This window comes from Methylomicrobium lacus, from assembly GCF_041897535.1.
In the GTDB taxonomy this organism is placed as follows: Bacteria; Pseudomonadota; Gammaproteobacteria; order Methylococcales; family Methylomonadaceae; genus Methylomicrobium; species Methylomicrobium lacus_A.
In genome coordinates, this window is the sequence record NZ_CP169217.1 from 3,249,088 (window position 1) to 3,261,809 (window position 12,722).

Below are 12,722 nucleotides of genomic sequence, written 5' to 3' on the forward strand. Positions count from 1 at the left end.
GAACTCAACAATGATTTCGAAAAACCTTTACCGAACCGCCACGGTGGCGGTCGTTCTGGGAGGGCTGCCGGCCATTTCGGAAGCGACCAACGGTTATTTTGCGCACGGCTATGGCGCCCGCAGCAAAGCCTTGGCCGGCGCCAGCACCGCGCGGCCGCTGGATTCGTTCGCGGCCGCGGTCAATCCGGCCAGCAGCGCCTATCTCGGCGACCGTCTGGATGCGGAAATCGAGCTGTTCAGCCCGCGCCGCCAATATACCGTCGATGGCGAGCCGACCTTGGCGCCCGGCGCGTTCCCGCTCAATTCCGGCACCGTCAGAAGCGACAGCGAATGGTTTCCGGTGCCGGCCATCGGCTGGAACCACAGGATCGACAATGAGCAGGCGGTCGGCGTGACGCTGTACGGCAACGGCGGCATGAATACCGATTATGTCGCCACGCCGAATCCTTTATGCCCCTTCCCGGGCGGCAGCGGCACGTTTTGCGCCGGAACGACCGGCATTGATAAGGCACAGGCCTTCATCGTGCCGAGTTATGCGCACAGCTTCAACAATGGCCGCTTCTCGTTCGGTATCGCGCCGATTTTTGCGATTCAACGGTTCAAGGCGCGCGGCCTGAACGCGTTCGCGCCGTTTTCGAGTGATCCAGAGCATCTGTCTAACCAGGGCTATAACTATTCCTTCGGTGGCGGCGTCAGGGTCGGCGGCCTGGTCGAGCTGATTCCTGGCGTCCGGTTCGGGGCGTCGTATAAAAGCCGCATCACGATGTCCAAATTAGACGACTATGCAGGGCTGTTTGCCGAACAAGGAGGCTTCGATATTCCCGAAAGCTTCAACTTCGGCCTGGCCTGGGACATCAACAAGGACATCACGACCTCCTTTGACGTCGAGCATATCCGTTACAGCCAAATCGATTCGGTCGGCAACCCGATGTTGCCGAATCTGTTGACGAAGCGACTCGGCGAGGATGGCGGTCCCGGTTTCGGCTGGAAGGACATGACCATCTTCAAACTCGGCGCCGAGTGGCGTCCGGCCCCGCTCTGGACCCTGCGCGCGGGCGTCAGCTACGGCGCGCAGCCGATTCCGAAGTCCGAAGTGTTGTTCAATGTGCTGGCGCCGGGGGTGCAGGAATACCACTTGACGACCGGCTTCAGCCGCGCGATCGGCGACAAGGACGAAGTCAATTTTGCGTTCATGTATTCGCCGAGCAATTCGGTCAAAGGGCCTAACCCGCTGAGCCCAAAGCAGAACATCGAACTGGAAATGGATCAGTACTCCTTTCAGCTGGGCTGGTCCAAGAAGTTTGATTAAAGATAGGCCGGTGTTATGGAAAACTTTACCCCTTTTTCGGCGCTGGCCGGAGGCCTGCTGATTGGTCTTTCCTCTGCGCTGTTTTTACTGCTGAACGGGCGGCGCGCCGGCATTTCGAGTATTGCCAGCGGCTTGTTGTCGTTCCGGCGTGTGGAATCTGGCTGGCGGCTGTGCTTTTTGGCGGGTCTCGTGCTGGGACCTCTGTTGATCAGCAAGACAGGTTGGCTGCCGGTCGATGTCCAGGTCAATGATTCGTTGCCGTTGATGGCGGCCGCGGGCTTGCTGGTCGGCTATGGCGCGAGCCTCGGCAGCGGTTGTACCAGCGGCCACGGTATTTGCGGGCTGGCGCGGCTGTCTAAGCGCTCTCTGGCCGCGACGCTGACTTTCATGCTCAGCGCCGGCATCACCGTGTACATCGTGCGCCACCTGCTCGGCGCGGGGAGTTGATCGGATGGCTTTGGCTTTATCCGCGCTACTCTGCGGTACCTTGTTTGGGCTGGGGCTGTATGTCTCGCAAATGATCAATCCGGGCAAGGTGCTCGGCTTTCTGGATGTGGCGGGGCAATGGGACCCGAGCCTGCTGCTGGTGATGGCCAGTGCGCTCGGCGCCTTGATGCCGCTGCAGTGGTTCATCCTCAAACGTTCAAAGCCGGTCTGCACGGACAGCTTTCAAGCGCCGGCGCCGAACCTGATCGACGGCCGCCTTATCGCTGGCGCGGCGTTGTTCGGTATCGGCTGGGGCTTGTCGGGATTTTGTCCCGGTCCTGCGTTTTCCGGGCTGATTTATGGGCTTCAGGGAAACTGGGTGTTTGTCGGCGCGATGCTTTTCGGGATGTGGCTGTTTCACATTTTGCATCGAACCAAACCGTAAATCCGAACGGCCGAAAAGGCCTTCCCTTGGATGCGGCGCGCTTCGTCTGAGGACGGCGGCGCCTTTTTTGACCGCCCCGGACCCAAGCCGGGGCATGTCTCATAAAGACACAGGTCGATAAGTCACAAACGCTTATATCGCTCTAAAACCTGTCTGACGTAGTTTTGGGTTTCGGGATAAGGCGGGATCGAATAATTGTGTTTGATCACCGCGTTTTCGCCGGCATTGTATGCCGCAACGGCCAGTTCCAGGTTCGGGCTGAACATCTGGATCAGGTCGCGCAAATAATGCGTGCCGCCGTCGACGTTCTGATCCGGATCGCGGCGGTCGTCCACGCCGTAGCGCCGGGCGGTATCCGGCATCAACTGCATCAAGCCGACCGCACCCGCCGATGAAATCGCGCCGGCGTTATAGGCCGATTCGGTCTGGATCACCGCATGCACCAGTTTCGGATCGACCTGATGGCGGTAAGCCGCCGCGTTGATCAGATCGCTGAATTTTTGCTTGTTTTGACTGCCCCCGACATAGTTTCTGTAACCGGCCATCGTGGGGGCAGGCCGCGCATAATGGTACGGTTTCGTCACCATGATGCGCTTGTACGCGTTATTGCTGGATTGGGGCTTAACATTGGTGTAGTAGGAGCGGCCGGAACTGTCGACATATTTATAAATGTCGGCCAGCGCCCCACCGGACACGCCTAGGGTGACTATAACTGTGGCTAATCTCAGCATGATTCCACCTCCTTATCCTGGATTGATAATGACCAAGTTGGCGGCTTTCACCGCTTTTTCTTTTGCTTCTTCAATCGTTTCCGCGCTTGCCAGCGCGACGCCCATGCGCCGGTTCACCAACGCGCGCGGCTTGCCGAACAGACGGATTTCGCTGCCCGGCACGCTCAACGCGGCGGCGAGCCCGTCATAAGCCACATCGTCGGCTTCTTCTTGGCTCAATATAACCGCGCTGGCGCCGGTTCTCAAGAGTCCGGTATCGACCGGCAAGCCGAGGATCGCCCGGGCATGCAGTTCGAATTCGTTCTGTTGTTGCGTAATCATTGTAGCCATGCCGGTGTCATGCGGTCTGGGACTGACTTCACTAAACCAGACCTGATCGCCCTTTACGAACAACTCGACGCCGAACAGGCCGCGCCCGCCGATCGCGCCGGTGACCTTTAACGCAATGTCCTCCGCGGCCTTGATCGCCGCGGGCGTCATCGGCTGCGGCTGCCAGCTTTCGCGGTAGTCGCCGTGTTCCTGGCGGTGGCCTATCGGCGCGCAAAAACGGGTCTCGATCTCTCCGTGTTGATTCAGCGCACGCACGGTCAGCAAGGTGATCTCGAAATCGAAATCGATCTTGGACTCGACGATCACCTTGCCGGTATCGACGCGGCCTGAGGCCTTCGCATAATTCCATGCGGATTTCAGCTGCTCGGGTGTCTTGACCATCGACTGGCCCTTGCCGGATGAAGACATCGTCGGCTTAACGAAGCAAGGATAGCCTATTTTTTCGTCGACGGCTTGTTTCAGGTCTGCGAAGCTTTCCGCGAAGGCGTAAGCGGAGGTCGGCAGCTTCAACTCCTCCGCGGCGAGCGAGCGGATGCCTTCGCGGTTCATCGTCAATTGAATCGCGCGCGCATTCGGCACGACCGTCGAGCGTCCTTCCCGTTCGATCTCGGCCAGGGCATCGGTCGCGATCGCCTCGATTTCGGGGATGATGTAATCAGGCGCTTCGAGCGCGATCACCTTTTTGACCGCCTCGCCGTCGGTCATGTCGATCACATGGCTGCGGTGCGCGACGTGCATCGCCGGCGCGTCCGCGTAGCGGTCGACCGCGATCACTTCGATGCCGTAGCGTTGCAGCGAAATGACCAGTTCCTTGCCGAGTTCGCCGCTGCCGAGCAACAAGGCCTTGGTTGCGCTGTTCGATAATGCCGTGCCGATTTTCATGATGAGCCCGCGAGATAGTTGTCGATGTCTTCTTTCGAAAAGCCGATCTTCTTGGCGACGCGGTCGGCGTGGCTGACGCGCGAAATGCCCGGGATCAGCCGGTAGGTCGGCGCCTCATGCGCGAATTCGACCTGCTTGGCTATGCCCATGCCTTGGGCGATGAAATGATCGACCAGTTGATGATTGTGGGTGATCAGCACCGTGCTGTTGCCCTTGCGATAGAAACCGGTCAGCACGTTCGTCGACGATTCCATTTTTTCCTCGAAGGTGGTGCCTTCGGACATCTCGTCGAGCACGACCAGGCTTTTCGCGGAGGTCGCGAGGAAAATGTCCTTGGTGCGTTTCAATTCGGTACCGAAACGGCCTTCGCCGTCGACCAGATGGCTGATTTCGGGCGCCTGATAAAAGATTCGGTCAGCGACGGTCAAGGTCGCGGCCTTGGCCGGCACATAGCAGCCGATCTGCGCGAGCAGCTGGATTTGCGTGATCGTCTTGCAGAAGGCGGTCTTGCCGCCGCTGTTGGGGCCGGTGACCAAGACCAGCTTGTCGTCGTCCAGCACGAAATCGTTCGCGACATAATTCGGATTCGTCTTGCCGAGCACCGGATTCCGCGCAGCGCTCAGATTGATCCGGTGATGCGGCGCATCGATCAGCTTCGGCAGCGCCATGTCGCCGCCGAAGGCTTCGGAGAATTTGACGAAGGCCAGCAATTCGTCCAATTGCCCGAGCGCATCCAGCGCCTCGCCGACCGCGTGCGAGCTGCGAAACTGATTGCGCAGGGGAATGATGCAAGTGTCGCGGTCGTAGCCGCCGACGATCGGAAAATAAACCAGGAACAGCGGCGCGAAGAAAATGATCTGCGCGGGTGAGGTAATGCCCATCGCCATCGGCAGCAGTCCGAGAAGAAAGGCCAGAGCGATGAAGATCAAGGGCTTGAACAGGCGCGGCTTGAAAATCACCGAAATCGGAAACCAGCCTTGCTTTTCCTCCTTCGCTTGAATCACGCCTTCGGTGACATAGACCGGGCCCGCCATCAGCGAATAATCGCGGCTTGCCGCGAACGCATTGATTTTGTCGAAGACGCCGTTCAGGAAGCGGCTTTTGGGCGCTTCGATCTGGCGAATGCCGTCGACCAGGTCGAGCATGAAGCGCACGCCGCGTTTGTACTGCGCGTAGCCGTAGCCTTCGATTTCATGTTCGCCGCGCGCGGAGCCGAACGAGCCGACAAATTCCGCATAAAACAGCCTATACAGATTTTTTTCGCCATCGGCCGCATGTTGCAGCAGGCGTTCGAGTGCTTCTCGTAGCCCCTGATTTTGCTGGAGTTCCGCGACCGCTTCCTGCTTCGCGAGAAGTTGTTCGAGATCGTCCAGCGGGCGGGACAGCGAGCGGTACAAAAACGCCTGTCCGAGCGTGGTCGAGCAATGATTGACCGACTCGAAAACCTTGTCGACTTCGATCGTATTGAAAGCACTCTGATCGATCACGCCGGTGCCGGTGTCCAAAGGCTGGGTGGATTTGATATCGGGCCAGACATTCTGCCAGCTTTGTAATAGCGTTTCCGTCATCGGTGATCTCTCGTGTTGGCGATAGGGTGGGGACAGCTTTGCGTTAATCCGGACAGCTAGAAGCTAAGTTACCCAAAACAAGCCATCAACCCAGCTTTTGTTCAAGCAGGTTGATGATCACATCCGCATGCGCATCCGAATCGTTCAGCGCCGGAATGTAATGATAGGCGCTGCCGCCGGCCTTGATGAATTCCTCTTTGTTCGCGATCGCGATCTCTTCGAGGGTTTCCAGGCAATCGACCGCAAAGCCGGGGCAAACCATGTCGACCGTTTTGATGCCTTGGCCTGGCAGCGCTTGCAGCGTATCCAGACAGTACGGCTTCAGCCATTCGGCCTTGCCAAAGCGCGATTGGAACACCATCCGCCATTCGTGCTCCTGTAGCGCGAGTTGTTTCGCGATACTGGCGGCCGTTTGCCTGCAATGCTCGAAATACGGGTCGCCCCATTTGCTCAGCACTTCCGGCAGGCCATGGAACGACATCAGCAGCAGTTGCTGCCGGCCGCGCAAATGCCAGTTGTGTTCGATCGATTTGGCGACCGCGGCGATGTAGCCCGGATCGCCATAATAATCGCTGATGAAGCGGATCTTGGGAATATGCCGCCACTGTTTCAGTTCGTCGGCCACCGCATCGAACACCGAGGCGGTCGTGGTCGAGGAATACTGGGGATACAGCGGCAGGATCACCAGCGAGTCGACGCCTTCTTCTTTGAAGGCGCGCAACTGCTCCGCGATCGTCGGCTCGCCATAGCGCATCGCATCGCGCACGCCGATGCCTTGCGCGGCCAGTCTGGCCGCCACTTTTTCGCGAAGCTGCCGGGTCAGGTAAATCAGCGGCGAACCTTTCTCGTCCCAGACTTTACGGTAAGCCAAAAAAGACCGGCGCGGACGTGTCGGCAGCACGAAGAAATTCAGAATCAGCCACCACAACGGCCGGGGCAGATTGACGACGCGCGGGTCCCAAAGGAACTCCTTTAAAAACCGGCGGACCGCCGCGGTGGTCGGTTTGGTAGGGGACCCCAGATTGACCAGCAATACCCCGGTTTTCTTCGTCGTCATGTTATGACTGGCGGTTGATCAGATTCAAGAATTCCGAACGCGTATTCATTTCTTTACGGAAGATGCCGGTCATCACCGAGGTCGTCATCACCGAATTCTGTTTTTCGACGCCGCGCATCATCATGCACAAATGCTTCGCCTCGATCACGACCGCGACGCCTTTCGCGTCGACCGCATGCTCGATCGCATCGGCGATCTGTTTGGTCAGTTTTTCCTGGATTTGCAGGCGCCGGGCGTACATGTCGACGATCCGCGCGACTTTCGACAGGCCCAGCACCTTGCCGCGCGGCAGATAGCCGACATGGCACTTGCCGATGAACGGCAGCAGATGGTGCTCGCACAACGAATACAATTCGATGTCCTTCACGATCACCATGTCTTCGGTATCGGCCGTGAACACGGCGTTGTTCAAGACCTCGTCAAGGCTTTTTTCATAACCGTTATTCAAAAATTTGAACGCCTCGGCGGCGCGTTTCGGCGTATCGATCAGCCCCTCGCGGTTCAGATCCTCGCCCACCGCGGCGATAATTTTCGAAAAATACTCTTCCACAATCGAAATCTCAATAAAGCTAAAGGTGATGCAGTATACATCATTGAATCGTGAATTTTAATGCTTCAAGGACAACCGAGGCGTCCGCGTCGTATTTGACCGCCTGTTCGCTCAAATGCCGGCGCCAGGACCTGGCGCCGGGCTCGCCGTGAAACAGGCCGAGGATATGCCGGGTGATGCTGTGCAAACGCACGCCTTCGGCCCGTTGCCGCTCGATATAAGGCAACAAATTTTCGATGATCTCCGCGCGCGTGACCGCCTCGGCCGATGCGCCGTAGAGGCGCCGGTCGACATCGGCCAGGATATAAGGATTATGGTAGGCCTCCCTCCCGACCATCACGCCGTCGACGCCGTTTCCAAGCACTTCCTCCGCCTGCTCCAGCGTGGTGATGCCGCCGTTCAATACGATCTGAAGGTTTGGGAAATCCTGTTTCAAGCGATAGACCGTATCGTAACGCAACGGCGGCACCTCCCGGTTTTGCTTCGGCGACAAGCCCTTCAGCCAGGCCTTGCGCGCATGCACGATGAAGGTTTCGCAGCCGGCTTCAGCGACCGTGCCGATGAATCCGGTCAGTTCCTCGTAGGAATCCCGGTCGTCGATGCCGATCCGCGACTTGACCGTAACCGGAATCGAAACCGCTTGCCGCATCGCCGCGACGCATTCGGCCACCAGTTCCGGTTCCGCCATCAAACAGGCGCCAAAACTTCCGTTCTGCACCCTATCGCTCGGGCAGCCGACATTCAAATTCACCTCGTCATAGCCGAAATCCTCGGCCATCTTCGCGCACGCGGCCAGACCGGCCGGATCGCTGCCGCCCAATTGCAAGGCGAGCGGATGCTCGCAGGGATCGAATTGCAAAAACCGCTGCCGGTCGCCATGCAGCAATGCCCCGGTCGTGACCATTTCGGTATAAAGCAGCGCCTGTTTCGAAATCAGCCGGTGAAAAAAGCGGCAGTGCCGATCCGTCCAGTCCAGCATCGGGGCGACCGAAAAGTAATGAAGCGGGTATCCTGGATTTATGTGGTTTTCCATCGAATGATTAGAGCCTGTTTGTTGTTTCTCGCTGTTGCTTTTCTATACTGTGGACTGAGATAGATTGACAAACCTGACCGGAGTTTCTGAGCCCGGCGCTACGCCGCGTCCCAGAAACTTATCCAATGCCGGTATGTCAAAATTTCCGTTAAGCAACCTTTAGCGGAGGTGCATCATGCAAGACAATACGTTGGCCGATTTTGCGCAAAAGCATCATATCGAAAATTTGACCCTGCCGTCGCTGCTTGCACTGAGTGCAGGACATAACGGGTATTCGCTCACGAAAGCCAAACGCTTGCTCAAATTTCAACGCCGCATCAACGCGGAGCTGTTAAACCATCGCATTATAACCCATAACCCTTACACCGCCTGGTTCGAACAGGGCGACCAAAGCCTGACTCAAATCAAGGCCTTCATCATTCAATTCTCGGTATTTTCGAATCAGTTTCTGATCGCCCAGCTGAACAAGATGATTCATGCCGAGACGCTCGAAAGCATGCGGGCATCCAAAGAAATTCTGGCCAATGAAATCGGTGTCCGCTTCAAGCCGACCGCGCCGACAAACGGCGGCGATGCTCTCGGATCGACGGAAGGCAGCATCGAAGGCGGCATCTTTCATTTCGGTGCCGGCCATTTCGAATGGCTGTATCACATCGCGAAAAAACTCGACCTGTCGTTTGCCGACATCGGCCAACCCAAACACGGAACGCCTTCCACGCTGTTTTTCTGCAATGAACTGATCCGGCTTTACGGCGGCGATGACTATCAGATATCCCAGGCAGCCAGTTATGCGGTCGAAAACTGGGCTGCCGCCGGATTCTGGGGGCAATTGATCAAGGGCTTCAGACGCTTTAACGAAATAAACGGCGCCGATTTGCCGTTGGGCTTTTTTGTCTGGCACGATCAGCTCGAATCGCAACATGCCGCCCATACGCAGGAAGAACTGGAGGAGCTTTATTTCACGCTGGAACTGGATGAGGACGAATTTATTCGCCATGGCAATCAGATGCTGGACGGCGTCGCCGCATTCTGGGACGGATTGGATGCGCAAAGGCGCGAATTGGCGGCCGTGCATTGAACTCTCAATGCACGCTGCGGCAGTGGCATTTGTTGAGCCTAAACGAGCGAACAGGCGATTAAGTGAGTAATTCTTTCATTCGCAGATATTGTTCCAGCGTCTCGGGATTGGCCAGCGCGTGCTGATTTTTTACCGGACGTCCTTGAAGAATGTTGCGCACCGCCAACTCGGCGATTTTGCCGCTTTGGGTGCGGGGAATGTCGGTCACCTGCAGGATTTCCGCCGGCACGTGATGGGGCGAGGCATTCTGCCGGATCCGTTGCTTGATCTTCGTCTTCAAGGCATTCGATAGCGCCGCGCCGTCACGCAGAATCACAAACAAAATGATTCGGCAGTCGCCCCCGATGTCCTGCCCGACGACCAGGCTTTCCTGTACCTCGTCGACCTGCTCGACCTGCCGGTAGATTTCGGCGGTGCCGATGCGGATGCCGCCGGGGTTCAGCACCGCATCGGAGCGTCCGTAGATGATCATGCCGCCGTTTTCGCTCAGCTCCACATAATCTCCATGGTGCCACAGGCCCGGAAATTTTTCGAAATAGGCCGCATGATACTGGCTCTGCCCGGGGTCATTCCAGAAAGCGACCGGCATCGAAGGAAACGGCGCCTTGCAGACCAGTTCGCCTTTTTCCTCTCGCAGCGACTGGCCGTTCTCGTCGTAAACATCGATGTTCATCGCGAGCCCCCGGCACTGGATTTCTCCCCGGCGCACCGGCAGGAGAGGGCAGCCGAGCACAAAGCAGGAAATGATGTCCGTGCCGCCGGACATCGATGACAGGCAGACATCCTGCTTGATCGATTGATAGACAAAATCGAACGCTTCCGGCGCCAGAGGGGATCCGGTCGATAAAATCGTCTTCAGCGATGACAGCTTGTGAGTTTTTTTAGGGACAGCCGCGGATTTTTTGAGTGCGTCGATATATTTCGCGGAAACCCCGAAGATCGTGATCCGGAATTCGTCAATCAGGTCGAATAACGCGTCAGCCTTGGGATAAAGCGGCGAGCCGTCATAAAGTATCAGCTCTGCTCCGGATGCCAGTCCGGAAGCCAGCCAGTTCCACATCATCCAGCCGCAGGTGGTGTAATAAAACAGGCGCTCTCCGGGATGGACGTCCACATGCAGCAAATGCTCCTTCAGGTGCTGGATCAGGGTTCCTCCGACGCCGTGAACGATGCATTTCGGAGGCCCCGTGGTGCCGGAGGAATACAGGATGAACAACGGATCGTCGAACGCCATCGGCGCAAATTCTAAGGGATGGTTTTCCGGAAAATCGGCCAGATAGTTTTGCCACAGTGTGGTCCGATGGCTGTCGCTGCGCGCTTTCCTGTTTAAATAAGGGATCAGCACGGCCTTTTGCAGCGACGGCAGCGCCTTCAGCAAGGGCTCGATCTGATCCGTGCGCTCGAATGCCTTGCCGTTGAAAAAATAGCCGTCACAGACGAATAGCACCTTCGGGCTTATTTGGCCGAAACGATCGATGATGCCGGGAACACCGAAATCCGGCGAGCAACTGCTCCAGACCGCACCGAGACTGGCCGTCGCGAGCATCGCAATCATCGTTTCGGGAAGGTTCGGCAGAATGCCGGCGACGCGGTCGCCGGGTTCTATGCCATCATTTCTGAGCGCTTGTTGGAGCTGCGCTACTTGCCGACAGAGATCATGATAGGAAAGCCGGCAAGTGTCGCCGTTTTCTCCGCGAAAGCTGATCGCGAAGCCCCGTTTATCGCAATGACTCAATAAGTTTTCCGCGTAGTTGAGCCGGCTATCGGGAAACCATTTGGCGCCGGACATTTTATCCGGATCCGATACAATGACCTTCCCTTTGCGGGCGGCTTTTATGCCTGCAAAATCCCACAGCAAATCCCAAAAGGCGGCGGGATTTTCGATAGACCATCGGTAAAGCGACGGGTACTCGCTAACATCGGTGCCATATGCGTTCTTGACCCGTTTCATGAAGCGGGTCATGTTGGCGTTTTCCCTTCGCGCCGTCGAAGGCTGCCAAAGCACTGAATTCACGTCGTTCCCCGATGGCTAAATACGTCACGTTAGAACGGAAAGGGTTTCGGTTAGTTCATGCAGCTTCTATTGCAAGGGCTCCCAAATTTCAGCCAATTTATCGACCGCAATCGTCAATTCTTCTCGGGTATTCAGCATATCCGGACAAAAGCGCAGCAGTCCTTCGCGGGCATCGCAGATCACACCGGCTTGCTCGAGTGTTTCCGCGACGACCTGGGCGTGTCGATGCGGGATTGCGATAAAGGCACCGCGTTCTTCGGGCCGGCCAAGGCAGGGAATGCCATATCGCCGCATTGATTCTTCTAGGAAAAGCTGTTGTTTCAGCGAGTAGCGGCGCAGACGTTCAACACCGAGCGAAAGCGTCAGCAGCAGTCCCGCCCGGGCCTGATAAAAGGGCAGGACGGCGGGCGTGGACTCCAGGAAGCGATTGCCGCCGGCCGCCAATTCGGGCGCTTGCGGTCTTGCGAAAGCGAAGGGCTCGGGTTCCGCGAACCAGCCGCTATCCAGCGTTTCCAGCGTGCCGTCCAGATGGCGCGGGTGCAGATATAACCAGCCGGCGCCGGGGCCGCCGCGTAAATATTTATAGCTACCGCCGAGCGCGAAATCGATGTCCAGCGCGGCGACGTCGACCGGCACGGCGCCGGCCGCATGATACAGGTCTAGCAGCACCTTGGCGCCTTGGCGATGGGCGGCATCGACCAAGGCCGGTAAAAAGGATAAATGCTGCCCGGTGGTGAACACGACCTGCGAGAGCACAAGCAGATCGGAGCCTTCCCGGACCGCATCGAGAAAGTCTTCAAGCCGATACAGGCGGCCGTTTTTTGGGGCGATACGCGTCAAATGAATGCGGCCGCGGCGGGCATAGGTCTTCAGGATGTGGTCGATCGAATTGAATTCGTCGGCGCTGGTGATGACCCGGATCGGGCTAGCGTAACAATTCAAGAGTGTTCGCAGGCCTTGGCCCGCGCTGGCTCTCGGCACCACGCAATCGGCGCGCGGCGCGCCGATCAGTGCCGCCACCCGTCCGCGGAAGGCGGCCATTTCATCCAGCCACATCGTCCAGGCGTTTTCGCGGTCCGCATACCAATGCCCGAGTCCTTCGCTCACGTCGTGTTCGGTCTGATCCAGCGCCCGGCCGAGCGAGTGATTCGCCAGATAGATCACGTCCCGGGAATGGCGCAGCGAGCGCGCAAACAAGGGCCGCAGATGCTGGCTGATGCGCTCTTCATCCAGTTCATCCGAACCGAGCGCCAGGACGCGTTGTTCGAGCGAATCGACTTGGGTGTGCGTTAGATTCAT

The 12,722-nt window shown here is 57.7% G+C and carries 12 protein-coding genes; 4 read left to right on the forward strand and 8 right to left on the reverse strand.

Translation table 11 applies throughout. The annotated features are described in order from the left end of the window. Window positions 1-10 precede the first annotated feature (10 nt). The 3 genes from ACEPPP_RS14470 to ACEPPP_RS14480 are packed head-to-tail and all read left to right on the forward strand — an operon-like array spanning window position 11 to window position 2,180. Window positions 11-1,309 carry an OmpP1/FadL family transporter gene (locus ACEPPP_RS14470; RefSeq protein WP_374087823.1) on the forward strand — a complete coding sequence of 433 codons (1,299 nt, stop codon included), beginning with the start codon at window positions 11-13 and terminating at the stop codon, window positions 1,307-1,309. Between the two features lie 15 nt (window positions 1,310-1,324). After that, window positions 1,325-1,756, forward strand: coding sequence for a YeeE/YedE family protein (locus ACEPPP_RS14475; protein WP_374087825.1), 432 nt, complete (start codon window positions 1,325-1,327; stop codon window positions 1,754-1,756). 4 nt (window positions 1,757-1,760) lie between these two features. Further along, on the forward strand, window positions 1,761-2,180 hold the full coding sequence (locus ACEPPP_RS14480; RefSeq protein WP_374087826.1) for a DUF6691 family protein: 420 nt from the start codon (window positions 1,761-1,763) through the stop codon (window positions 2,178-2,180). 122 nt (window positions 2,181-2,302) lie between these two features. Here the strand turns inward: ACEPPP_RS14480 and ACEPPP_RS14485 are convergent, their stop codons facing one another. The 6 genes from ACEPPP_RS14485 to dusA all read right to left on the reverse strand — a co-directional run bounded on the left by ACEPPP_RS14485 (window position 2,303) and on the right by dusA (window position 8,331). Continuing rightward, window positions 2,303-2,911: a lytic transglycosylase domain-containing protein gene (locus tag ACEPPP_RS14485; RefSeq protein WP_374087828.1), complete on the reverse strand. Its 609-nt coding sequence runs from the start codon at window positions 2,909-2,911 to the stop codon at window positions 2,303-2,305. 12 nt (window positions 2,912-2,923) lie between these two features. After that, window positions 2,924-4,123, reverse strand: coding sequence for a formate-dependent phosphoribosylglycinamide formyltransferase (gene purT / locus ACEPPP_RS14490; protein WP_374087830.1), 1,200 nt, complete (start codon window positions 4,121-4,123; stop codon window positions 2,924-2,926). Further along, window positions 4,120-5,691, reverse strand: coding sequence for a DNA mismatch repair protein MutS (locus tag ACEPPP_RS14495; RefSeq protein ID WP_374087832.1), 1,572 nt, complete (start codon window positions 5,689-5,691; stop codon window positions 4,120-4,122). The genes purT and ACEPPP_RS14495 overlap by 4 nt, the downstream gene beginning before the upstream one ends. A gap of 85 nt (window positions 5,692-5,776) precedes the next feature. Next, complete coding sequence (gene hemH / locus ACEPPP_RS14500) at window positions 5,777-6,748, reverse strand: ferrochelatase (RefSeq protein WP_374087834.1); 972 nt, start codon at window positions 6,746-6,748, stop codon at window positions 5,777-5,779. A gap of 1 nt (window position 6,749) precedes the next feature. After that, the gene (gene folE, locus ACEPPP_RS14505) at window positions 6,750-7,298 is read right to left on the reverse strand and encodes a GTP cyclohydrolase I FolE (RefSeq protein WP_374087836.1); all 549 of its coding nucleotides are present in this window, start codon (window positions 7,296-7,298) and stop codon (window positions 6,750-6,752) included. Between the two features lie 40 nt (window positions 7,299-7,338). Beyond that, on the reverse strand, window positions 7,339-8,331 hold the full coding sequence (gene dusA / locus ACEPPP_RS14510) for a tRNA dihydrouridine(20/20a) synthase DusA (protein WP_374087838.1): 993 nt from the start codon (window positions 8,329-8,331) through the stop codon (window positions 7,339-7,341). A 175-nt stretch (window positions 8,332-8,506) separates the two neighbouring features. Here dusA and ACEPPP_RS14515 point away from each other — a divergent pair, with 175 nt between their 5' ends. After that, window positions 8,507-9,409, forward strand: a complete 903-nt coding sequence (locus ACEPPP_RS14515; RefSeq protein ID WP_374087840.1) for a hypothetical protein — start codon at window positions 8,507-8,509, stop codon at window positions 9,407-9,409. 58 nt (window positions 9,410-9,467) lie between these two features. On the opposite strand, the gene ACEPPP_RS14520 is transcribed toward ACEPPP_RS14515, so the two are convergent. Further along, window positions 9,468-11,423 (reverse strand): acetoacetate--CoA ligase, encoded by a 1,956-nt coding sequence (locus ACEPPP_RS14520; protein ID WP_374087842.1) that lies wholly within the window; start codon window positions 11,421-11,423, stop codon window positions 9,468-9,470. A 66-nt stretch (window positions 11,424-11,489) separates the two neighbouring features. Further along, window positions 11,490-12,722, reverse strand: coding sequence for an aminotransferase class V-fold PLP-dependent enzyme (locus ACEPPP_RS14525; protein WP_374087846.1), 1,233 nt, complete (start codon window positions 12,720-12,722; stop codon window positions 11,490-11,492).